General features: G+C 59.3%; 18 protein-coding genes. 9 read left to right on the top strand and 9 right to left on the bottom strand.

Features of this window, described 5'->3' with window-relative positions:
• Positions 1-91: 91 nt before the first annotated feature.
• Positions 92-733: a c-type cytochrome gene (locus D0851_RS11180; RefSeq protein WP_117618728.1), complete on the bottom strand. Its 642-nt coding sequence runs from the start codon at positions 731-733 to the stop codon at positions 92-94.
• A gap of 191 nt (positions 734-924) precedes the next feature.
• Positions 925-2,379 (bottom strand): hypothetical protein, encoded by a 1,455-nt coding sequence (locus D0851_RS11175; RefSeq protein ID WP_117618727.1) that lies wholly within the window; start codon positions 2,377-2,379, stop codon positions 925-927.
• A gap of 351 nt (positions 2,380-2,730) precedes the next feature.
• Here D0851_RS11175 and acnA point away from each other — a divergent pair, with 351 nt between their 5' ends.
• Positions 2,731-5,493: an aconitate hydratase AcnA gene (acnA, locus tag D0851_RS11170; protein WP_117618726.1), complete on the top strand. Its 2,763-nt coding sequence runs from the start codon at positions 2,731-2,733 to the stop codon at positions 5,491-5,493.
• 117 nt (positions 5,494-5,610) lie between these two features.
• Here the strand turns inward: acnA and D0851_RS20810 are convergent, their stop codons facing one another.
• Both D0851_RS20810 and D0851_RS21065 read right to left on the bottom strand, forming a co-directional pair.
• Complete coding sequence (locus D0851_RS20810) at positions 5,611-7,182, bottom strand: GAF domain-containing protein (protein WP_117618725.1); 1,572 nt, start codon at positions 7,180-7,182, stop codon at positions 5,611-5,613.
• Complete coding sequence (locus tag D0851_RS21065; protein WP_341580806.1) at positions 7,169-7,279, bottom strand: hypothetical protein; 111 nt, start codon at positions 7,277-7,279, stop codon at positions 7,169-7,171. The genes D0851_RS20810 and D0851_RS21065 overlap by 14 nt, the downstream gene beginning before the upstream one ends.
• A gap of 365 nt (positions 7,280-7,644) precedes the next feature.
• Here D0851_RS21065 and D0851_RS11160 point away from each other — a divergent pair, with 365 nt between their 5' ends.
• The 5 genes from D0851_RS11160 (at position 7,645) to D0851_RS11140 (ending at position 12,628) form a co-directional block, all read left to right on the top strand.
• Complete coding sequence (locus D0851_RS11160; protein WP_117618724.1) at positions 7,645-7,965, top strand: DUF2288 domain-containing protein; 321 nt, start codon at positions 7,645-7,647, stop codon at positions 7,963-7,965.
• A gap of 12 nt (positions 7,966-7,977) precedes the next feature.
• Positions 7,978-8,349 carry a hypothetical protein gene (locus D0851_RS11155; protein WP_117618723.1) on the top strand — a complete coding sequence of 124 codons (372 nt, stop codon included), beginning with the start codon at positions 7,978-7,980 and terminating at the stop codon, positions 8,347-8,349.
• 29 nt (positions 8,350-8,378) lie between these two features.
• Positions 8,379-9,287, top strand: a complete 909-nt coding sequence (locus D0851_RS11150) for a lysine exporter LysO family protein (RefSeq protein WP_117618722.1) — start codon at positions 8,379-8,381, stop codon at positions 9,285-9,287.
• 105 nt (positions 9,288-9,392) lie between these two features.
• Entirely contained in the window at positions 9,393-10,352 is a 960-nt protein-coding gene (locus tag D0851_RS11145; protein WP_117618721.1) for an ABC transporter substrate-binding protein, read from the top strand.
• Positions 10,349-12,628 carry a PhnD/SsuA/transferrin family substrate-binding protein gene (locus tag D0851_RS11140; RefSeq protein ID WP_227539264.1) on the top strand — a complete coding sequence of 760 codons (2,280 nt, stop codon included), beginning with the start codon at positions 10,349-10,351 and terminating at the stop codon, positions 12,626-12,628. The genes D0851_RS11145 and D0851_RS11140 overlap by 4 nt, the downstream gene beginning before the upstream one ends.
• Here the strand turns inward: D0851_RS11140 and D0851_RS11135 are convergent.
• From D0851_RS11135 to D0851_RS11125, 3 genes are all read right to left on the bottom strand, one after another.
• Positions 12,598-14,214 (bottom strand): Na/Pi cotransporter family protein, encoded by a 1,617-nt coding sequence (locus tag D0851_RS11135; protein WP_117618720.1) that lies wholly within the window; start codon positions 14,212-14,214, stop codon positions 12,598-12,600. The genes D0851_RS11140 and D0851_RS11135 overlap by 31 nt on opposite strands.
• Positions 14,215-14,283: 69 nt before the next feature.
• The gene (locus D0851_RS11130; RefSeq protein ID WP_117618719.1) at positions 14,284-15,492 is read right to left on the bottom strand and encodes an HD-GYP domain-containing protein; all 1,209 of its coding nucleotides are present in this window, start codon (positions 15,490-15,492) and stop codon (positions 14,284-14,286) included.
• Complete coding sequence (locus D0851_RS11125; protein WP_117618718.1) at positions 15,489-16,298, bottom strand: TatD family hydrolase; 810 nt, start codon at positions 16,296-16,298, stop codon at positions 15,489-15,491. Before D0851_RS11125 ends, D0851_RS11130 begins: the two co-directional genes overlap by 4 nt.
• Before the next feature lie 129 nt (positions 16,299-16,427).
• Between D0851_RS11125 and D0851_RS11120 the strand changes: the two genes are divergently transcribed.
• Together D0851_RS11120 and D0851_RS11115 are read left to right on the top strand one after the other, a co-directional pair.
• Positions 16,428-17,258 (top strand): polyphosphate kinase 2 family protein, encoded by an 831-nt coding sequence (locus tag D0851_RS11120; protein ID WP_117618717.1) that lies wholly within the window; start codon positions 16,428-16,430, stop codon positions 17,256-17,258.
• 17 nt (positions 17,259-17,275) lie between these two features.
• Positions 17,276-18,547, top strand: a complete 1,272-nt coding sequence (locus tag D0851_RS11115; protein WP_117618716.1) for a D-amino acid dehydrogenase — start codon at positions 17,276-17,278, stop codon at positions 18,545-18,547.
• A gap of 38 nt (positions 18,548-18,585) precedes the next feature.
• On the opposite strand, the gene D0851_RS11110 is transcribed toward D0851_RS11115, so the two are convergent.
• On the bottom strand, positions 18,586-19,308 hold the full coding sequence (locus tag D0851_RS11110) for a tRNA/rRNA methyltransferase (protein WP_117618715.1): 723 nt from the start codon (positions 19,306-19,308) through the stop codon (positions 18,586-18,588).
• On the opposite strand from D0851_RS11110, the gene D0851_RS11105 reads away from it, so the two are divergent.
• Positions 19,307-20,578: a methyltransferase gene (locus tag D0851_RS11105; protein WP_117618714.1), complete on the top strand. Its 1,272-nt coding sequence runs from the start codon at positions 19,307-19,309 to the stop codon at positions 20,576-20,578. The two genes, D0851_RS11110 and D0851_RS11105, sit on opposite strands and share 2 nt — an antisense overlap.
• Before the next feature lie 60 nt (positions 20,579-20,638).
• Here D0851_RS11105 and D0851_RS11100 read toward each other — a convergent pair whose 3' ends face one another.
• Positions 20,639-21,838 carry an OmpA family protein gene (locus D0851_RS11100; protein WP_117618713.1) on the bottom strand — a complete coding sequence of 400 codons (1,200 nt, stop codon included), beginning with the start codon at positions 21,836-21,838 and terminating at the stop codon, positions 20,639-20,641.
• Positions 21,839-21,848 lie beyond the last annotated feature (10 nt).

Raw genomic sequence — 21,848 nt, 5'->3', positions numbered from 1 at the left:
TAATTGGTGTTAACTTCAGGCCAGAAAACGATCCCCAGGGGGCGTTTTCTGGTTTTCCGTTCCCACCCGCTCATTATGGAGCTACGCGGGTTTACCTCTCCGTCAGATACTCAGCCAAAGCCTTAATATCCCCCTCTGACAAAGTCGCGGCGATCCCAATCATGGGCGTGCTTTGCTTCTCGGGATCCATGTCCTGAAACCGCTCCAAGGCAATCTCAAGATACTCCGCCGGCTGCCCCGCAAGCCGCGGCATATCACGAAAGCCCTGAGCGTCTTTTTGATGGCACGCCGCACACCGCCCAGCAAATAGCTTTCCGCCTGTTTCTGCCAGGGCCGGGTCGCTACCGGTCCGGGGTTTGGCAGTCTGCTGGCTGTAGTAAACCGCGATGTTAATCCGCTCTTCCAGCGAAAGCGTCTTCGCCAGTTTCGACATCACATAGTCTTCGCGGGTGCCGGCCCGGAACTTTTCAAACTGGTTGAAGAGGTATAGCGGATGCTGTGCCGCGAGATTCGGAATGTAATCCCGCTTGCTATTGCCATCCTCGCCATGGCAATAACCACAGAATCGAATGCGGTCGTGCCCCGCCTCGTAGCTGGCCTGCCGTTTCTCATCATCCGCCATGATGGCGTTAAGCTGGTCCATTGCATCGTCTGTCGAACCCGCAAGTGCGAGGGAGGAGGTTGTCAGGCCAAGCGCCAACACCAGATTCCTCAGGCGAGAACTACGAATCATAAGCCACCTACTGCTACGGGAAGGGCAAAGAATATTCGACCACTCAGATCTCAGCCTTGCCAAATATCAAAAAAACCAGAATAGCTCATCAGGGCGCGGTTTGTGAAGCAGGTCCGGTGTCTCTCTTGAGCTGTCCGTGGTTCCCCCATCCTGGGGTACCGGTTTCCGTTGATTGTCGCTTCCGAATCCACTCACTCCGACACGCTGAAGCGGGCCTTTGGCCCCTTCAGGGGTTCCCGGTTCTCCGCCTGCCTGAGATAAGTCGCAATCTGCTCCTGTAGTGGGTGACTAGCGCATCGCTTCTGGATAAATGTCAGGAAGGCGGTTGCCTTTTCCCACTGGGATAAACCGTTCGCCAGAGTCTGGGCCACCAGCAGGTACGCCGGCGCCAGCTGTTCGCTGTCCGGGAAGCGCTTATGGAAATCCTGCAGCAGCCTCAAAGCCGGTTTGAACTGGCCCCGGTTATACAAAGACCGGGCACAGCGCACGGACAGTTCGGGATCTTCAACCTTGAGACCCGGTTCTGCCTGCTGCAGGGTGTTCAGCAGGGCCGCAATACTTTCACCGTCGTTGCGGTCAGCCAGCCAGCCCAGGATTCTGGGGTGATAGCGGTACAGCTCCGCGGTATCGTTGCGTGCTGTGAGCAGCTGATACAGCTGGCCGATCCGCAGGGCGTTGTCCCGGTCCCGCTTCAGGGCTTCCTTCAGCATGCTCTGAACCCGGTCGTAGTTGCCGTCTTTCAGGTTCATGTCGATGTCTGCGTCGAAACGTGCGGTACGATCCCGCTGATGGGTATCCTGGCCGGCGGCTTCATCCTGAATGTCCGAGGCAAATCCCAGCTCTTCCTGATACTGGAACAGCAGGTAACCGAGCATGTGGAACAGGATCAGGGTGAAGGTACTGTTCAGGAAGCCGGCCAGGGGCCGGGCCGCCCACACCGGGAAATGACTGACGGCAAAGTCCTGGGCGGCGCCGGAGGCGAGGGTCAGCAGGATCAGGTAACCGTAGAGCAGAAAATACGGTGAGCCAATCCTGGAAATCAGCACCGCCAGATTCATCGGATTCACCGCCGCCCCCACCGAGCGCTCCATGGCCAGCACCATGATGCTGGCCGGCAGCGCCAGGATCACAAAAGCCAGGGCCAGCAGCATCAGGATCGGGCCGCCGAGCATGGCCGCAGCAGTCACCAGTCCGCCCATCAGAACGAAAACCAATAGCTGCAGGATGACAATGTCAAAACCGCTGCCGGTGAACGCGACGGACACCGGGGGTGGTTTCAGGTGGCCTTCCGCGGTGTGATTGATGACCGCATAGGTGTACTTGAACAGGGCAAGCGCGAGCACCAGCCAGATCACAATACCAATCAGGTTGGCTGGCGCGATCACCGGCACCAGGGTGAAAATGGAGACAACGATCAGTGGATCGGTATGAAAGGGATAACGGAAAAACGCACCGAGTCGTTGCCAGAAGGGTACCACTTCAGTAGCCGCCCCCAGGTAACGCATGGCCTTGTTGCAGTGGGGGCAGAGTGCGCGGCGCTGCCGGGTGTCGGCATCGGGCATACAGCGGCTGCAGTAGTGAATCTGGCACTCTCCACAGTGCCATTTGGCGGGGTCGCCCGGGTGGTAGTGGCAATCGTGTTTCACAGGTGCGCGTGTCCCGGTCCATCAGAAAATCGGTAGCTCATGATGACAGATGTCGCGGGTGATCGCAGCAAACCAGTTAACAGGCAGGCTATTGTCAGATTCCGGGCGTATTCAACCCGGCAGGTTGTCCGACATTGGTCTGATATTCACCGTACGCATTCCGAACATTCAGCAGCCAGCGGTTGAACTCTCGCAAATTGCTGCAATAGTTAAAGATGGCTATTCCTTCGGGAGTCCTTCCATCAGTCTGTTGTCCGGTTCCGGGGCGGCTTTCCGGCAGGGACGCTGATGAAAGGGCTTCTCAACAAGCCTTCCGGAGTGCGCGGACAACGACGAAAAAGGAGGCACCACATGTCGAATGAAAGTCTCAGCAAAGACAGCCTGAATACCCTTTCCAGCCTCGATGCTGGCGGTAAGACCTTCCACTACTACAGCCTGCCCAAGGCAGCGGACACCCTAGGCGATCTCAACCGTCTGCCTTTTTCCCTGAAAGTGCTGATGGAGAACCTGCTGCGCAACGAAGACGGTACTACGGTCGACCGGAGCCACATCGATGCCATGGTGCAGTGGCTTAAAGACCGCCATTCCGAGACCGAAATCCAGTTCCGGCCGGCCCGTGTCCTGATGCAGGATTTCACCGGCGTGCCCGGGGTTGTCGACCTGGCCGCCATGCGGGAAGCGGTTAAGGCCGCGGGCAAGGACCCGGCCATGATTAACCCGCTGTCGCCGGTGGATCTGGTGATCGACCATTCGGTGATGGTGGACAGGTTTGGTGATGCGTCCTCGTTCAGGGACAACGTGGCCATCGAAATGGAGCGCAACCAGGAACGCTACGAGTTCCTGCGCTGGGGACAGCAGGCCTTTGACAACTTCCGTGTGGTGCCGCCGGGTACGGGTATCTGTCACCAGGTAAACCTGGAATACCTTGGCAAGACCGTGTGGCACAATGAGCAGGGTGGCAAGACCATTGCCTACCCGGATACCCTGGTGGGAACTGACTCGCACACCACCATGATCAACGGCCTCGGCATCCTCGGCTGGGGTGTCGGCGGTATCGAAGCCGAAGCGGCCATGCTGGGCCAGCCGGTCTCCATGCTGATTCCGGAAGTGGTGGGCTTCAAGGTCACCGGCAAGCTGCGTGAAGGCATCACCGCCACCGATCTGGTGCTCACCGTGACTGAAATGCTGCGCAAGAAAGGCGTGGTGGGCAAGTTTGTGGAATTCTACGGCGACGGCCTGAAAGACATGCCGGTGGCAGACCGGGCCACCATTGCCAACATGGCTCCGGAATATGGCGCCACCTGCGGTTTTTTCCCGGTGGATGAGCAAACCATCAAGTACATGCGCCTGACCGGCCGTGAGGACGACCAGCTCGAGTTGGTGGAAGCCTACGCCAAGGCCCAGGGGCTGTGGCGCGAGCCGGGCCATGAGCCGGTGTACACCGACAGCCTGGAGCTCGACATGGGCGAGGTGGAGGCCAGCCTTGCCGGGCCCAAGCGGCCCCAGGACCGGGTCGCCCTGAAGAATATGAAATCGTCTTTCGAGCTGCTGATGGAGACTGCCGAAGGGCCTGCCGAGAACCGTGAGGCCAATCTTGAGTCCGAGGGCGGTGGAACAGCCGTTGGCGCCCAGGACGCTTACTTTGAGCACCCGTCCAGTCAGCCGCTTCACATGAACGGGGAAAAGTTCCGGCTGGACCCGGGCGCGGTGGTGATTGCCGCTATTACCTCCTGTACCAACACCTCCAACCCCAGCGTGATGATGGCCGCGGGCCTCATCGCCCAGAAAGCCGTCGAGAAAGGTCTGAGCACCAAGCCCTGGGTGAAGACCTCACTGGCACCCGGTTCCAAGGTGGTCACCGACTACCTTCGGGTAGGGGGGTTCCAAGACGATCTGGACAAACTGGGGTTCAACCTGGTGGGTTACGGCTGCACCACCTGTATCGGTAACTCGGGGCCGCTGCCCGAGGAAGTGGAGCAGGCGATTGACGATGGCAACCTGACCGTGGCCTCGGTGCTTTCCGGCAACCGCAACTTCGAGGGCCGGGTGCATCCGCTGGTGAAGACCAACTGGCTGGCCTCGCCGCCCCTGGTGGTGGCCTATGCGCTGGCCGGCAACGTCCGTCTGGATCTGTCGAAGGATTCCCTGGGCACGGACAAGGACGGCAATCCGGTGTACCTGAAAGACCTCTGGCCCAGCCAGCAGGAGATTGCCGAGGCCGTGGAGAAGGTGAAAACCGACATGTTCCGCAAGGAGTATGCGGAAGTCTTCGACGGCGACGCCACCTGGAAATCGATCAAGGTGCCGGAAAGCAAGGTGTATGAGTGGTCCGACAAGTCCACCTACATCCAGCATCCGCCGTTCTTCGAAGGCCTGGGTGAAGAGCCGGAAGCCATCGAGGATATCAGGAACGCCAACATCCTGGCGCTGCTGGGCGATTCGGTAACCACCGACCACATCTCGCCGGCCGGTTCCTTCAAGCCGGACACCCCTGCCGGTAAATACCTGCAGGAGCATGGCGTCGAGCCGAAAGACTTCAACTCCTACGGTTCCCGCCGGGGCAACCACGAAGTCATGATGCGTGGCACCTTCGCCAACGTACGGATCCGGAATGAGATGCTCGATGGCGTGGAAGGCGGTTTCACCAAATTCGTGCCCACCGGCGATCAAATGCCGATCTACGACGCTGCCATGAAGTACCTGGAGCAGGGTACGCCGCTGGTGGTGATTGCCGGCAAGGAATACGGCACCGGTTCCAGCCGGGACTGGGCCGCCAAGGGCACTCGCCTGTTGGGCGTGAAAGCCGTAGTGGCCGAATCCTATGAGCGCATCCACCGCTCCAACCTGATCGGGATGGGCGTAATGCCGTTGCAGTTCCCCGAAGGCACGGACCGCAAGAGCCTGAAACTGACCGGTGAGGAGACCATCAGCATCGAAGGCTTGTCGGGCGATATCAAGCCGGGCCAGACCCTGAAGATGACCGTGGAATACAAGGATGGTTCAACCGAGACCTGTGAGCTGAAGTCACGGATCGATACCGCCAACGAGGCGGTATATTACCGGCATGGCGGTATCCTGCACTATGTGGTGCGGGAAATGCTCAAGTCTGCCTGAGCGTAAGCCAGCCTGAAGATTGGCTGGCTTACAAAAAACCGGCAGCGTTCGCCTGGGCAAACTTCTGGAATGCCCGGTCCCGGACATTATTCTCCGGCACACCGGGCCCCTGATGCCTCACCTCCACAGCTTTTCGATATCGGGCAGGTCGTCTATCAGGTGTCTGAGCTGATCGCTGTTGCGCCGGACAATGTCCAGCATCTGGATGGTTTTTTCGGTCAGCGGCCCGGTGACACCGCCCAGAATCAGATCCAGTGATCCTGAAATCGAAGTAAGCGGTGTCCGCAGTTCATGACTCACATTGGAGATGAACTGGTTTTTCATTTCATCGATCTTGTGGCGCTCGTTAATGTCGGCAATGTAGCCGTGCCAGAGGACGCTGCCGTCGGGCAGCTTTTCGGGCTTGGCCTGATCTTCAACCCAGTGCCAGCCCCCGGTTTTCCAGCGTATGCGGTATTGATGTTGCCAGTTACCGAGGGTTTCAGCGGAGACCCGAATGGATTCTGAAACGCCGGCAAGGTCCTCCGGGTGAATTCGCCCGAATACTGGAGCTGCATCTGTCGCGGCTTCCTCCGCAGTGACGTCATAAATGTCCTGAATGCCGGGGCTGGTGTAGGGAAAGGTGCTGTGGCCGCCGGGCCAGAGCCGGTATTGGTAAAGCATGCCGGGTGTCTGGGTTACCAGCTTGTTCAGGGTTTCCGAATGCTGCTGCTGATAGATGGTATCGGCAACCCAGCGTGCCAGCAGGGTGACGAACATTTTCTCGGTGGCACTGAACGGCCGGCTTCTGGGGTGCCGGGCGGAGAAGTTGATGGTCCCGAAAATTTCGCCGTCAATCCAGACGGGCGCAGCCAGGTAGCTTTCCAGGCCGAAGACCTGATAGCACGTGTGAGCGTGATAAGGCGACTGGCCCATGTTGTCTATGGCGAGAACCTGTCCGGTTTCCAGCATCAGCGAGCAATAAGTGCGCTCCAGGGGAAGCGTGTTGCCATTGGCAAGGGTTCCTTCCAGGCGCGTGAAATGCCAGTGAACGGTGTTAGCGCGGCCGGTAATCCGGCTGACGATCCCGGTCTCAAGGCCTAGGTAGTCGCAGGCAATTTCCAATGCTCTGGTGGCTCTCTGGCCGGCATCGCCCTCCGTATCCAGGGCGACCTCGGTCAGAATGTTCAGGGCCCGATTGCGCTCTTCGTAGTAGTTGCCCAGTTCCCCGAGCCCGAATTCGCGTTCAACCAGATCGGCCAGATCCCGCAGGGTGGCTTTATCGCCCCCGGTGAAGGTCCTCGGTCTGTTATCGATTACGCACAGGGTACCTACCCGGTGACCGTGCCGGTCGTGCAGCGGGGCACCGGCGTAGAATCGGATGTTCGGATTCCCTGTCACCAATGGGTTATCGGCGAACCGCTCATCGTTCAGGGCGTTTTCGATAACCAGGGGTTCCTCGCGAAGAATGGCATGGCCGCAAAAGGAAATATCCCGGGCGGTTTCCGGGGTTTCCAGTCCATACCGTGACTTGAACCATTGTCGGTTACGGTCGACCAGCGACACCAGGGCGACCGGAACGCCGAAAGTCCGGGCCGCAAGCCGGGTAAGCCGATCAAATCGCTCCTCCGGCGGTGTATCGAGAAGCGCAAGCTCATCAAGGGCTGACAGGCGATGCGCTTCATCGTGCGGCAGATCAGGCGTTTTCATGGTGGCCTCCGCTTTCCGGCGTTTCAGTATCCGTTACGGGCAGCTCCACCCGGAAGTGCGCGCCCTGCTGATAATAGTAGCCCACCTCGCCATCCATCAGCGTGGCCAGCTCCCGGGTAATGGCCAGGCCAAGACCGGTGCCGGCTCCAGTCAGATCCGGGCGGGCACAAACCTGGTTTCATTGGGCGGAGAATAGTGGATTTTGCATGTGTGGCAAAACACCTTCATCAGGAGAATTGATTTGGCTTCGCTTCACAGATAAGCGGCGATGTCTCGGCTCTCTGGTTCGGCGGGCACTTTTGGCTTGCCGGAGCTTGGGGCAGCGGCCAGATCCCAAGCCATTCGACCCCATGACCCTGGCAGAACAGATCGCCGAGATTCTGGCAGATGCGGCAGGGGACAATTTCCGGTAGTCTGGCCGGTCTGAGCCATCGTTTCCATCGTTTGATGAAAGAGGTAATTATGTCATCCTCCCCGTCCCGGGACGAACTGAAAGCGAAACTGAATCTCGAGACCTCCCGCATCCACTGGCATGACCTGCAAACCTATTTTGCCCGGGGCCAGGTGGTGATGGTGGCCCCGGAGCTGGATCTGCTGAAGGTCGCTACCGAACTGGCAGCCGACAACAAGCCCCGTTTTGAACAGTGGATGACTGAGGGCCAGGTTGGCGAGGTTGCGCCTGACATCGCGCAAGCCTGGTACGACCGCAATGCCGAACTATGGGCGGTGGTTGTCGCGCCCTGGGTGCTGGTTCAGGAACGGTCCGGCCATGTTCTGCACTGATCGGCCGGCACCATGAAACTCCACTATTTTCACGGTCGCGGCCCGCTCAGGGAGCTTGTGATGGTCAGGGATGGCCATCGTATAGAGCTGCACATCCGCCCTGTCGGCAACGGTCTCTGGGGGCTGGTGGCTTTGGCAGGGCCAGACCAGGGTCGCCCCGACGGCCAATTCTGCCGTGGCCCCTGGAAAACCCAGGCCCGTGCCGAATCGGTATTGCGCAGTGTCGCGGGCACTATGATGGGCAAGGGTTATGAGCCCCGCCCTGGCGATTATGCCGTCTGGTCCGTTACTGCCCAGCGATTGGCCCGAAGGATCGGGACGGCCGGGGGCGAGCAGGCAGGCAGACCTGACGCCGATTCCGACCAGTTCGATCCCCTGGCCTGATAGCCTCCTTTCCCCCTTTCGAGGACACCATGCTGACCGGAGCATTGCTTATCCTGGCGCCCCTGTTCCTGGGGTTTGCCCTTTCCCTTGAAAATCGCAGGCTCATGACGGTGATTCATTATACGGTCGAGACACTGGTCTGTTTCATCCTGGCGCTGCTCGGCCTTGGCCTCGGCCAGATGGAGGGCCTGGCGGCCCAGCTTGGTGGCATGGCAACACAGGTTTTGGCACTGGTGCTGGTCCTGTTTGTCGCAAACATGGTTGGTCTTTGGCTGTTCCACCGCTGGCAGCCGATGGCGGTTGAGCGTCCGGAGGGCGATGTCAGTCCGGGTTACCGCCGGCTGTTTCTCGCCGGCCTGAAACCCTTGCTGGCGGTGATGGCCGGCCTGCTTGCCGGATATTACCTGTTGCCGGACATGCCGATGGCGGAACAGGTAGCCACCTGGGCTCTGATGCTGCTGCTTTTTCTCATCGGGCTCCAGTTGCGCAACGCCGGCCTGTCACTGCGCAAGCTGCTGATGAACCGCCAGGGTCTGGGTATCGCGCTTACTCTGACGCTAAGCTCACTGGTGGCAGGAGTTGCGCTGATGCCGTGGCTGGGCCTGTCCTGGCACGATACCCTGGCCCTGGTGTCCGGTTTCGGCTGGTATTCGCTGTCCGGTATCGTGATTGGCGATGCCCTGGGTCCGGCCTGGGGCGGTGTTGCTTTCCTGAATGACGTTCTCAGGGAGATTGTCGCACTCGCCATCATTCCCCTGCTGATTGCCGGCCGGCCGGCAATGGCGATTGGCTACGGCGGTGCAACAGCCATGGATTTCACATTACCGGTGATCCGAAGCAGCGGTGGCCTGGCCTGCGTTCCAGTGGCCATTGCCTCCGGCTTTCTGCTCTCGTTTCTGTCGCCAGTGCTGATGGGGGTGTTTCTGGCTCTGGGATAAATTGACACGTTGCAAGGCAAGTTGCGGTTTTGCCGGTAATATGTCACACAGTAAACTACCGTCCATCGACAAAAGTTAACTGTCTCCACTTTGCCCGGAAACCCGATGCTGCGCCGTGACTTTCTTGGTTTATCGATAGCCGCCGGTCTCTTTGCGACCGGACTGTCCGGTTGCCACAGGTCCGATCCCCTGGCCTTCGGGGTCCATCCATGGATTGGGTACGAACCGTTGTATCTGGCCCGGGACTTCGGCTGGATGCCGGGGTCTGTGGTTCTGAGTTCCGGCGCCTCCTCCAAGGATTCCATGGCCGGACTATTGTCAGGCAAGCTCCATGGCGCAGCGCTAACGCTGGATGAAACCATCCGGGTCTGGTCGGAAGGTACCGAGCTGGTTGTTGTTGCCGTAACCGATGTGTCTGCCGGTGCGGATGCCCTGATTACCCGGCCTTCTATTACCGGGCTGGCGGAACTCCGGGGTAAACGGATCGCCGTTGAAGTCAATGGAGTCTCCGGCATCATGTTGCTGAAAATTCTTGAGCTGGCAGGTCTTGGCCGGAGCGATGTCGTCCCGGTCGATTTGCCTGTCAGCGAGCATGCGGAGGCCTGGTCCCGGGGTGATGTCGACGCATCGGTATCTTATGAGCCGACTGCGACCCGACTGGAGCGGGAAGGTGGGATCCGGCTTTTTGACAGCAGTGATATTCCGGAAACCATTTTTGATCTGTTGGTGGTCACCCGGGAAACAGCGGACGGAAACCCGGATGCCGTTCGGGATCTTGTCATGGCCCACTTCAGAGGGTTACGGCATCTGGTTCGTAGCATGCACGATGCGGTGTATCGGGTTGCAGACCATCAGGGTATACGACCGGAGGATGTTCAGAGTGCGCTGGCGACTGTGATGCTGCCGGACCTCGCAGCGAACCAGCGTTATCTTTCCCAGGGAGGGCGGGTGGAAACCATGGCCCGTTCTCTGTCGAAGCTGATGCTCAGAACGGGAATGATCCGGAACGAGCCCGGCTTTGAGCGTTTGAGTGACCCGTCTTTTCTCCCCAGGAGTCTGCCTTGAAGGCTCGCCGCTGTTCGCTGATCCCGATGCTACTGGTTGCCACCGGGTGCCTGACCGCCACCGTTGCCAGTGCCCGGGAAACACTGACATTCGGTATCTTTGCCTATCGGCCCGACAACATTATCCGTGAGCGCTTTGAGCCTCTGGCCCGTTACCTCTCCGGCGAGGTGGGCTCAGAGGTAAGGTTGGAAGTGCTCAGTCAGGGCAATATGAATCGCGCAGTTGCCGCGAACGAGCTGGACTTTTTTCTGACCAATCCGAGTCACTTCCTGTTGATCCGCAGTGAACGCAGCCTGACCGGCGTATTGGCTACTCTCGTCCGACGTTCCGGAAACCGTTCCACTTCCAGCCTTGGCGGCGTCATTTTCACCGGCGCTCGGCACCAGGACATCAACAGCCTTGAGGATCTGCGGAGCAAAAGCATTGCCGCGCCGGGGATGCATTTTCTGGGTGGATACCAGGCTCAGGTTCTGGAATTGCAGGATAACGGCATTGATATCCGCAAGGTGAATCTGGTTCGGTTTCTCGGTACTCACGACAGGGTGGTCCGGGCGGTATTGGCAGGCGATGCGGATGTCGGTTTTGTGCGCACCGGCATTCTGGAGCAAATGGCGAAAGCCAACCCCGATCTTTTTACGCAAATCAAAATCCTGAATCGGCAGGAATTGGCGGGTTTTCCCTACGTTGTCTCCACACGCCTCTACCCGGAGTGGCCGCTGGTGGCTTTGCCCCACGTAGACGAACGAGTTGTCCGCCGGGTTGCATCGGCGCTGTTTGCCATTGAGCCGGAAGACGAAGTTGCGGTGGCGGCCGGCATTACCGGGTTTTCCCCGCCCGCGGATTATCAGTCCGTGGAATACCTGGCCCGAACGCTGCGCGTGGCACCCTACGACCAGATGCCACGGGTCACCTGGCTGGATGTTCTGCACCAGTATCGTCTCTGGGTTTTCACGGTTGCGGTTCTGGTTATTCTGTTGCTTGCCAGCTCCTTATGGCTCGGCAAGAGCAAGCGTCGGCTCGCGTCGGAACAGAAACGTCTGAGACGGCTGATTTCTGGTTGGCCACAGCCGGCGTTGCTTATAAAGGGGGGTGTCTTTGTCGATACCAACCGTGCAGCGGCCGATCTGCTGGGGTACACCACAAGCGTTTCACTGTACGGGAAGGATCTTGCGGTCTTCTCTCCCGAATTTCAGCCTGATGGGCAGATATCCCGGCAGAAAATGGAGCAGATAAATACCCGGGTGGGTGATGGCCATGTAGAGCAGTTTGAGTGGCTGCTCCACCGCTCCGACGGTTCTGAGGTCTGGGTGGATGTCACCATGGCGCCGGTTCACGGTGAGGGTGAGCAGGAAACCTTTATCCTTTGCTCCTGGTACAACATCACAACGAGGAAACAGGCCGAGCAGCGTCAGCGCCTTGCCGCGAGTGTGTTTGAATACGCCCGTGAGGCGATCTTCATTACGGACAGCCACGGTATGGTGATCGATACCAACGATGCCTATCTTGCCATCACAGGTCGCCCACGGAAGCGGACCATTCAGCGTTTACCACCCTTGCCGCTGGATGAGGGCAGTGGCGTTTTTTCCAGTGCCTGTGCACAGGGGTTCTGGTCCGGTGAGTTTGCCGCCAGGCGTCACAGCGGTGAGCCCCTGGTCCTTTCGATGACGATCAGCAGCGTTCGTGACGATCACGGCAAAGTCTCCCATTTTGTCGGAATCTTCAGCGATATTACGCGCCTGAAGGAGCAGGAGCGGAAACTTCGGATCATGGCCCACTACGATGCCCTGACGGGGCTGCCAAACCGGGTGCTGTTTTCCGACCGCCTGCAGCAGGCCATGGCCCTGACTCGCCGGCAGAGTGGCAAACTTGCGGTGATCTATATTGATCTTGACGAGTTCAAGCCGGTCAATGATGCTTTCGGCCACGAGGCAGGCGACCAGTTGCTGGTTGAGATTGCCTCACGAATGCGCGCTGTGCTCAGGGAAGAGGACACCCTGGCCCGATTGGGAGGTGACGAGTTCGCGGCCATCGTCATGAATGTCCAGGATGAGGCAGCGCTACAGGGTTTGCTGGTACGTCTGCTTGGCCGGATAGCGGAGCCCACGTGGGTGATGGATCACAGCGTGGAAGTATCGGGCAGTATTGGCTACACACTATTCTCGCAAGCCGCTGATCTGGAAGGTGACCAGCTTTTGCGCCAGGCGGATCAGGCCATGTACCAGGCCAAACAGAGGGGGCGTAACTGTTACGTCCGGTTTTCCGGTCCCTCTGACTGAAGATCGCCGTTGAGCAGAACGGACGAAGGGCGCCAGGCCTGGGACTTGTACCACTGATCAAAGAGCCGCCGCACCGAGCTCAGATCGTCCAGGGTTCGCTCCCCGGCAATCGCAGGTAATTCCCGTGTCACGATCATGGCAAGCATTCGGGATTTGAGTACGTGGTAGACCTTTTCGGTTTCCCCGAACGTCTCCGCTGATACTGCCTCCGAGGCTACCATATCCCGGAGCAGCCCCATAAAACGTTCCGTTTCTGCCGAGAGCGGGGTTAACTGCGGCAGTTTCCAGGCGCGCCGCAACTGGAGGAGTGCCGGAGCCAGATTCGTGGCCTCGGCGAGATACCGACAGGTGCGAATGGTCTGGGTCAGGGTATCCACGGTTAATGGCAGCATTTTTTCAGCGCGCAGCCGGGAGACGTACTCGGTAATCGCGTTGTTAAGACTCAGAACGGCTTCTGACTTGGCGCGGATCTGATCCGGCATCAGATCTTCCCGGTCCAGGCATACCCGCAACAATCCCCGGCTCATGCCCAGCAGACGCTTCATTTCCTGGTCTACCGCGCCAACAGCCAACTCAGGCGTTGTTATCAGAGTATTGTCCAGGAAGCGAGGTTCGGCGCTATCTTCCTCCCGGCTCCGAAACCGGCGGCCAAGAATCCGCGCAAACCTCGGCAACAGCGGAAGCATGATGGCAGCGCCAAGCAGATTGAAAAGGGTGTGAAAAATGGCAAGGGACATGGCGGCGTTGGTGTCGAGTGCCAGCCAGATTGTAACGGTGGTCACCAGCCAAAGCATCAGCGGTAGAATCAGCACCGCAATAGTGCCGGTTACCAGATTGAAAATAACGTGGCCCAGGGCAAGGCGTCTGGCGTTGGCTGTTGCCTTGAGAACGGCAATGGCCGCGGTGGAAGTGGTGCCGAGATTGGCTCCGATGACGGCAGCGGCAGCGTCCTGTAGTGATAAGAGGTCGCTGGCTGCCGCACTGAGTATGATGGCCAGGGCTGCGCTTGAGGATTGCATCAGAACGGTGGCGAGAAACCCGAAGAGAATGAAAAGTGGCAGGCCGAAACCACTGTCGAGGACCTCTGTGCTGTCAAAGCCGAGGGTTAACTGGCCGAGGGATTCCTTGAGTATCGAGAGCCCCAGGAAAAACAGCGCGAACCCCGCCAGTGCTTCCCCCAGGGACCGGTTTCGCTGTTCTCGGCCCAGTAATTTCATCGCCATCCCGGCGGCCAGAAGAGGCATGGCAAAAGCCTCAATCTTGAAGCCAAACCCCACCAAGCTTACCAGCCAGCCGGTCATGGTGGTGCCGACGTTTGCGCCAAAGACAACGCCAAGTGATTGCGCAAGGCTCAGTAAGCCGGCGTTGACAAACCCGATGGTGGCAACCGTGACGGCGCTGGAAGACTGAACGATCCCGGTGATTAGAACGCCTGCCGCGAACCCTCTTAGTGGCGTCTTGGTCCAGTGGCCGAGCATGTGGCGCAACTGCTGTCCCGCAGCGCTTTTCAGGCCGTTGGTCATCATTTCCATGGCCAGCAGGAACAGGGCGAGGCCGCCCAGAATCTGGAAAAGGGTTGCGGTCATTTCCGGGTATTTGCGTTAAAAGTGACGTTGTGCTGAGCTTAGCAGAGCTTCCGTGGATTTAAACGGTGGTCAGACAAGAAATTTCCGGATATCAATCTTATATTCGTCCGGGTCGACAGACCGCAGTATGCGGTCCTGGATACCGGGTTTGGCGAGGTCAATGGTTTCAACGGGGATCGGCATACGGAACCTGGTGTGGAACATAACCCTGACGGTCGGCAGCCTCTGGTCACTTTCGCTGGTTTCCACCACCACGCCCAGACGGCCACTTTCCAGAAGCACCATAGAGCCCACCGGATAGAGACCGATGCAGCGGATGAACTGCTTTACCAGCTCGGGATCCAGGTGGTCGCCGCTCCACTCCAGAAGCTTCTTCATGCCCTGGGTTGGCGTCATGCCCTTATGGTAGACCCGGTCAGCGGTAATGGCGTCATAGACATCGCTGATGGCGACCATTCGACCATATTCCGAGATTTCACTATCCTTCAGTCCTTCGGGATAGCCAGTGCCGTCAATACGTTCATGATGCTGGGCGGCGGTTATGACAGTCAGTTCGCCAATGCCCTCGGTGGCGGCGAGAATATCCCGGGAATGCCGTGCGTGCAGTTTCATGACCTCGAATTCTTCAGGGGTCAGGCGCCCGGGTTTATGCAGTATCTCATCTGGCGTGAGGATCTTGCCCAGGTCGTGGAGCAGCGCGCCAACAATGGTCTGGTGCAGAACGTCGGCTGGCAGGCCACGGTAATTTCCGAACAGTGACATCAGAACACTCAGATTGACCGAGTGTTCCAGGAGGTAATTGTCCTTCTCCCGAATGCGACCGAGACAGCTCAGGGCGTTGGCATTCCGAAAAACCGAACGCTGGAGTTCATCCGCCAACTGGTGGATCGGGGCAATGTCGATGGCGGCGCTCATCTTGACGTTATTCATGAAATCGCCCACCAGCCCCTGGGCCTGGCTGTGAATTTTCCGGGCAATCACAATTTCTTCAGTAAGCGGAACATGCGGACGCAGACCCGGCGCCTGCTCGCCCGCACGCTGGAGGGCGGATTCGTTTCGGCGATCCACTTCGGAGGCGGTTTCGGAGTCCTGGGTGTCGGCACCTTTAGAGGCGTCGATATAGACAAACTGCACCCCCATCCGGCGGATTTTCTCAATGGTTTCCTCCTTTTTGATCACGCCGCGCTTGCGCTGGGTGTTATGAGGAATCCAGTCATTGTTCAGGTCGCTGATGTACATGCCGACCTTCAATGCCGAGATAGGAATGCGTTTGATCATTGTCCGGGGAAAAACGTCTGCAGGCTGTTTTTGTAGGTCCGGGTAATCACGTCATCCAGCGGCAGGTGTTTCACCTCTGCGATTTTTTCCGCGACAAACGGCAGGTAAAAAGGCGCGTTTTCTTTGCCACGGTAAGGGACCGGGGTGAGAAACGGTGAGTCGGTTTCCAGCAGGATCTGATCCAGGGGCGCCATGCGGACAATGTCTCGCACGTTTTCCGCCTTGTTGAAGGTGGTGATGCCGTTGAAACCGAGGCACCAGCCCTGATCCAGCGCGTATCGTGCCAGGCCTGGCCCGGAGGTAAAGCTGTGAATCACGCCACGGCGTTTGAGGCTGGCCTCGAACTCACTGAGGATGGCGATGGTGTCCTCGTCTGCCTCCCGGCTGTGAATGACCACAGGGCGGTCGGTATCGCAGGCAATCTGAAGCTGGCGCCGGAACACCTGGCGCTGAACTTCCCGGTCGGCGTTGTCATAGAAGTAATCCAGTCCGATTTCACCAATCGCCACGATTTTCTCGTCACCGGCATGGGCGCGGATTTCGGCCTCCACCTCATCAGAATAGCTTTCGGCGTCATGGGGATGAATGCCTTGCGTGCCATAGACCCAGGCGGCAATCTGGCTGAGCTCACGAACACGGGCAAGGTTGTCCGGGGACACGGCAATGGTGATCACTTTCTCGATGTTGACCTGTTGCGTCTGCTCCAGGGTCTCCTCCAGGGGGCGTTCCCTGAGATAATCCAGATGGCAGTGGGTCTCGATGATCGGGTGACCAAATACGGGAATCTCACGACGTTTTTTACTCATTACCGGGCACTACACTCCATCACAACCGGTGCTAAGGCTGCTATTCTGAGAATTGGCTCACGCAAGTTTACCAGCTTGTACGATTGCCGGCCTGCATTAGATTGATAGGGAGTTCCACGGAGCATCTTGATGACGTTATCGGCGTTTGCCCGTTCCTTTCTTTTTGACGCCAACAAACCCAGGTTCCGGGATTACCCGACGCTATTGGATGATGGCGAGAACCTTCCCGCGCTGGAAACCAGCCTGGAGCAGATTGGTGAATACCAGCGCCGGTTGTGGGCCAATCGGGCAAGGGCCTTACTACTGGTTGCACACGGCCCCGACACCAGTGGCAAGGACAGCCTGATCCGTACACTGGCAACCTACGCGGATCCTGCCGGTTTTCACGCCTGGTCGTTCAGCCGGCCCCAGGGCGCGGAAACCCGCCATGATTTTCTCTGGCGGGTAATGCCATTTTTACCGGGCTTCGGCGAGATGGTGGCGTTCAATCGTAGCCATCACGAGGCGGTCATCGCCGAAAGGGTGTGGCCGGTTCACGAGCCGGAAAGCTACAACTGGCAGAACCGGTACCACTCCATCCGGAACTTCGAGGGCCACCTGGTGGAGGAGGGCACCACGCTGATCAAAATCTGGCTCAACCTGTCCGAAGACGAGCATCGCCAACGGCTTCTAAAACGTCTCGACAAACCCCGCAAACGCTGGAAGTTCGATAAGTCGGATATCGATGGCTGGGAGAAGCGGGGCCAATACGAGGCCTTTGCCGAAGAAGCCATGGCCGCGACCCACACCGGGAAAGCGCCTTGGTTCATCGTGCCCGGTGACAGGAAACCCCAGGCCCGGGCCGTCGTTGCAGCCGTGCTGGCGGAACAGTTGCAGCGGCTGGCTCCGGAATACCCGAAAGAAGACGAGGGCGTGCTGGACGAATACCGCCGCCTGTTGGCCAAAAACGGCGTGAAGTAAACAAGACGGAGAGGCACATGCACATTGTTGTTGTCGGTGGCGGCGTAGTGGGAATGACCACCGCCTATGAGCTGAATCGCCGGGGTCACAAGGTTACGGTACTGGAGCGCCACAGCATTGCGGGAAACGAAACCAGCAAGGGCAACGCGGCCCAGCGTTCCTACGGTGTGGTCTACCCCTGGGCAGATCCCGCCATGGTATTCAAGGCGCTGCCCTGGCTATTCAAGCAGGATGGCCCCCTGAAACTGCGGGTGCCACCTTCGGTGGAAACACTCAGATTCCTGTTCGCCACCCTTCGTTACGCCTGGTCTCCGGGGCTGTTCGGGCTGAACCGGCGCGCCATGCTACGCCTCGGTATCCACAGCCGTGAACGTTTTCTGACACTGGAGAGGGAGCTCGGTCTGGCGTTCGACGGCGCCCACCAGGGTCTGCTGCACCTGGCCAGTACGCCGGAGGCACTGGAAGGCTACCGGGCCACCCACGATTTGCTGAACGAGCTGGGCATCCCATCCCGTTTGCTTACTCCCGAGCAGGTCCGTGAAGCGGAACCCGGCATGGCCGGCAACGGCCCCCTCTACGGCGCCCTGAGCTACGACACCGATGGCACCGGCGATTGCCACCTGTTCGCCCGGGAGCTGGCGAAAGCCTGTGAGGAAAAGGGGGTGGTCGTTCGCTACAACGTGGAAGCGGAAAAGCTGATCGCCGATGACCACAAGGTCAGTGCAGTTTCAGTCAGGACAAGCGATGGGGGTATGGAAACCCTGGAAGCGGATGCCGTTGTGATCAGCGCCGGATGCTGGTCCAATCATCTGGTTCAGCCCATGGGCCTGGAACTGCCCATCTATCCGGTGAAAGGTTACAGCCTGACGGTTCCGTTGAAAGACCCGGAACGAGGCCCGGCCTCCACCATTCATGACGACAACTACAAAGTGGTGTCCACCCGTCTGGGGAATCGTTTACGCGCCACCGGCTTTGTCGAGCTGGCCGATTTCAACCGGGATATTCCCGAAGCCCGACTGGCAACTATCAGAAAGTCGGTCGAATCCCGGTTCCCCGGCTGCGCCGACCTCGACGCCGCAGAAACCTGGACCGGCTTTCGCCCCATGACGCCGGACGGCCCGGCGATCATTGGACGAGGTCCCCGAGACAACCTCTACCTCAACACCGGCCACGGCACGTTCGGTTGGACCCTGTCCGCCGGCAGTGCAGATGTCATCGCCCAGGTAATCGAGGGCGAGGAACCAGCCATCTGTCTGGATGCCTTCCGCCCAGGAAGATTCCAGGAGTAGTTTCAATAAATCGGTGCGCGCAAAAGGCCCGGGAGGGCTTATCCGGCTGGCTTCTTCTCAGAAGCTGAGCGCGCCTGAGAGCCAAGCGCGCGCTCGACGTTAGAGCACAGCGTATGAACAAACCCGATATCCCGATCGGACAACAACGGCAGCCGTTCGAAAACCCAGTGGGACAGTTTTCCCTCAGGCGGCGTGTCCAGCTTCGGCAGTAACGACTCAAGCCGGCTCCTGAGCGCACCGAGACGGCTTTCTTCGGCGTGTTCGTGCTGGACACCATAGGCCTCGGAAAGCCCCGACATTTCCCAGGCATAGAGCATCACCGACTGGGCGAGGTTCAGGGAGGGGTAGGCCACCTTCATGGGAATGCCGGTCAGCAGGTCGCAGAGCGCCAGTTCCTCATTGGACAGCCCCCGGTCCTCACGGCCAAACACCAGTGCGGCCCGGGCAACAGAGGTGCCCTTGCTGGCCAGAAGCTCCCGCAGTTGCGCGGGCGCGTGCCAGTCCCGCCGCTGGTGCCTTGGCTTGGCGGAGGTGCCCATCAGCAGGTCCACGGAGTTTCTTACCGCGGCCAGATCGGGGAAAATGCGCGCACTGTCCAGGATATGATCGCTGCCATGGGCCAGCCAGTGGGCCTCCGGCCGGGTGTGCAGGTCGGAGTTGACCAGCCAGAGCTCGCCGAAGCCCATGGTGCAAAGGGCCCGGGCGGCCGCTCCGACATTTTCCGGAACCTTGGGTTCAACAAGTACAAAGGCCAGTTGCATGACGTTACCTCCGGCGGCGAGTTTACACCACGGCGCGGCATCTTTTTACCAGCGATGGCAACAGCTGAACGACTGGCTGTTGCAGCACCGCGAGTTCTGGCAACCGGCCCCGTTCATGAATCCGGAACCGGCCTGGACCCGGCGTTATCCGGAACTGGCCGCCATGGTGGCGGGGCTTTCTGATAGCGACTGCGAACATCTGGATGAGGCCCCGGATGAACTGGCGAGGCAGGCATCCCGGTTTGTGCCGTCGCTGACAGGTTATGCCGAACTGGTCCAGGTGCCGCAGCTCTCGCCCTCCGGGGACAAGGTGGCAGAAGCGACTCTTCCGGAAGTCCGGGCAACCGATATGCCGGGTCGAAAGCGGCTCCAGTCCGGCGCCTTTGCAGCCTCACTGGCGCCTCTGGAATATCCGGCCCTTGACTGGTGCTGCGGCAAGGGGCATCTGTCACGGACACTGGCACCGTTTTGCCCTGGGACACAGGGTTACGAATGGAATCCGGAACTGGTCCGCGACGGCAATCGCCTGGCCCGGCAGTTCGGGGACCCGGTGTCGATCTCATGCCAGGATGTCATGGCTTCGGAACTCACGCTTCCAGGCAATCTCCACGGCGTTGCCCTGCATGCGTGTGGGGATCTGCACCGGCAGTTACTGCGCCGAGGCAGCGAAATGGGGCTGCCCAGGTTGAGCGTGTCACCCTGCTGCTACCATCTGACCGGCGAAGACCTTTATCGACCGCTTTCGGAGCGAGCGACCGGCCATGACACGCTGCTTCAACCGAGCCGGATTGACTTGCGGCTGGCGGTTCAGGAAACCGTCACGGCTCCGGCACGAGTGCGTGAACAGACCCGGCTGGTGAGCCAGTGGCGCCTGGGTTTTGATGGCTTGCAGCGCCACCTGCGAGGGTGCGACGAATATCTCCCGGTGCCTTCCCATCCGGCCCGGCTGATGAACGAAGGGTTTGCGGCCTTCTGCCGCTGGGCGGCGGACAGGAAACAGCTGGCTTTGCCCGGGAATACGGATTTTGATGCCTGGCTGGACCTTGGTGCGCAGCGCCTGGCGCAGGTTCGCCGCCATGATCTGGTGCGGCATCTGTTCCGGCGCCCGCTGGAACTGTGGGTAGTTCTGGATTACGCGATTTTCCTGGAAGAGCAGGGCTATCGGGTACGGCTGGGCCATTTCTGTGAACGGGCACTGACACCCCGCAACCTGCTGATCGATGCCGTCAGGGTTCCCGGTACTCCACCCGTTCAACACAGCCTTCCCTGAAATACACGTAGGCCCGTTCATGCAGGCGCCTTTTCCATCCATTAAGATTTCGACCGGTACTTAACGGCGAATCTGAATACGCGCCTCTACCCGACGGTTAGCGGCACGGCCATCCACAGTGTCGTTGGAAGCGATCGGGGCCTCTTCACCATAACCTACGGCGTTTACCCGGGACGGATCAACACCCAGAGGTCCGGTCAGGCGGCCGGCAACGGCTTCAGCCCGGCGCTGGGAAAGCGCACGGTTGTAGTCGGCAGTACCGCGGCTGTCGGAATGGCCGGCAATTTCCACGATGGTTTCAGGGTTTGCCTTCAGAAAATCGGCCACCCGGCGGATCTCTGAATCGAAGGCATTACCGATAACAGAGCTGTTGGTCGGGAACTGTACTTCGATGGTGAAGGTCTCGATAGTCTCGACGACACCCTCACAACCGGTCTCGTCAACTTCGGCGCCGGCGGCAGTGTTCGGGCACAGGTCCTGGCTGTTGACGATGCCGTCGTTATCACTGTCCAGTTCGCAACCACGGCTGTCCACCTCGGCACCGGGAGGCGTGTTCGGGCAATCATCGCGACTATCGACAACGCCATCGCGATCGGCATCCGGTTCACAGCCGGTGCTGTCAACGGTCGTGCCTGCGGGCGTGCCCGGGCACTGATCCCGGGAATCGGGAACACCGTCACCGTCGGAATCCACGGGTTCAGGAGCTGCCTGGGCAATGGTCCGGGTAAAGGCAAAGCTGATCCCCAGAGAAACCTGGGTATCGAAGGTACTTTCATCAATGCCGTGGAACTCACGGAGGTCTCCGCGCAAAGAAACCGTGTCACTGACGTTGTAGCGGAAACCGGTACCCACGTTGACCCGGGTTTCATCGTGATTGCTGCCGGCCGTTCGTACGCCGCTTGTATCAGTGCCGAAATCTGCATAGCCGGCACCGAGGGACACATACGGGTTCCAGGCTTCGTCCGGACCTGCAAAGTAATAGGTGCCATCCACCCGTACTTCCTCAAACTCCGACTCGCCGGGTACGTACTTGCGGTCAGCATCGGCTCTGGAGTACAGCGCTTCCACGGACCAGTGGGGCTGGAAGCGGTATTCCACGCCGACACCCAAAGTGCCGGTTTCGCTCAGATCACGCTTGTCGTCAAACAGCTGAAAGCCGGCAAACGGGTTGATGTAGACGGTTTCCTGGCGATCGGCCAGGGCCGGGGTTGCCAGAACAGTGGCCAGGGCGGCCACGGTAACCGGACGCATGATGTTCATGCAGAACCTC

The organism is Marinobacter sp. Arc7-DN-1 (assembly GCF_003441595.1).
GTDB lineage: Bacteria > Pseudomonadota > Gammaproteobacteria > Pseudomonadales > Oleiphilaceae > Marinobacter > Marinobacter metalliresistant.
This window is presented reverse-complemented; position numbering and strand designations above follow the sequence as displayed.